The organism is Calothrix rhizosoleniae SC01 (genome assembly GCF_900185595.1).
GTDB classification, from domain to species: domain Bacteria; phylum Cyanobacteriota; class Cyanobacteriia; order Cyanobacteriales; family Nostocaceae; genus Calothrix_A; species Calothrix_A rhizosoleniae.
Window position 1 is genome coordinate 1 of the sequence record NZ_FYBH01000437.1, and the last position, 1,396, is coordinate 1,396.

Consider the following 1,396-nt stretch of genomic DNA (forward strand, 5'->3'; position numbering starts at 1 on the left):
CTTAAATGAAGAACTACGTTTAGAAATTCTAGCTGATTTATTTGGAAAATGGTTAAAACAACAACTTCAAGATTTGCAAATCGTCATGCAAATGGATATAGATCCTGATGGAAATTTATCTTCCGAACAGCGAAAATTAGCTTAAATTACTGAAAATATAGCACTACCTAATTAGGGCGCAGACATTATTGAAGGCTGAAATCTATGAGCAGTAAACTTATTACTTGTTACTTATTACTTATTAATTATTACTTGCACGTAGCGCTTGAGGATTCACTTATTATGAGATCATAGAAACAATCAACAGAGATTAATTTAGCTTTAACAAAATGCAACAAAATCAAAAGCCAACAGTTGTAATTACAGGTGCATCCTCAGGAGTAGGTTTATATGCAGCTAAAGCACTCGCTAACAAGGGATGGCACGTAGTTATGGCTTGTCGCAATGTAACAAAAGCTGGAGAAGCGGCTCAAAGCTTAGGAATTCCCCAAGGTAGCTACAGCATCATGCAAATCGATTTGGGGAATTTAGAAAGTGTAAAGCGTTTTTCTAGAGAATTTACTGCTAGTGGCAGGCTTCTGGGTGCTTTAGTATGTAATGCTGCTATATACATGCCCTTACTCAAGGAACCTTTACGGAGTCCAGAAGGTTACGAACTAACTATGACCACTAATCACCTCGGTCATTTTCTTTTGTGTAACCTCATGCTAGAGGATCTAAAAAAGTCACCCCTTGCAGACAAACGATTAGTAATTTTAGGTACTGTAACCCACAACCCGGATGAACCAGGTGGTAAGGTTTACCCACGTCCAGACTTGGGCAAATTTGAGGGCTTTGAAGCTGGTTTTAAAGAACCCATATCTATGGCTGATGGTAAAAAATTTGAGCCAGTGAAAGCTTATAAAGATAGCAAGGTGTGCAATGTCTTAACTATGCTGGAATTACATCGACGCTATCACGATTCCACAGGTATTACCTTTACTTCCCTTTACCCCGGTTGTGTTGCAGATACCCCATTATTCCGTAATCACTATCGTTTATTCCAGAAACTCTTCCCATTATTCCAGAAGTATATTACTAAAGGATATGTATCCCAAGAATTAGCAGGTGAAAGGGTAGCAGCTGTTGTTGCGGATCCTGAGTTCAAGCAATCAGGTGCTTACTGGAGTTGGGGAAATCGTAACAGCCAAGAACGTCAGGCATTTGTGCAAAGAGTTTCTCCCCAAGCCCGTGATGATGAAAGAGCTAGAAGGATGTGGGAGACTAGCGCTAGTTTAGTGGGAATAGCTCAGGAAACAGCATCTGTACGTTAAAATTTACTATTATTTGCGATCGCACTGCATATAATGTAATGTTGACTTATTGCAGAGCGATCAATTCAAATTAAATAGCCAAT

1 protein-coding gene is annotated in these 1,396 nt (G+C 39.2%); it reads left to right on the forward strand.

What is annotated here, in order from left to right; genetic code table 11:
• The first annotated feature begins 329 nt into the window (after window positions 1–329).
• The gene (locus CALSC_RS25100; RefSeq protein ID WP_088243913.1) at window positions 330–1,313 is read left to right on the forward strand and encodes a protochlorophyllide reductase; all 984 of its coding nucleotides are present in this window, start codon (window positions 330–332) and stop codon (window positions 1,311–1,313) included.
• Window positions 1,314–1,396: the final 83 nt, after the last annotated feature.

Excerpts from the sequence above, each read along its gene's own strand:
- CALSC_RS25100 (WP_088243913.1), top strand. The coding sequence starts at position 330 with ATGCAACAAAATCAAAAGCCAACAGTTGTAATTACAGGTGCATCCTCA.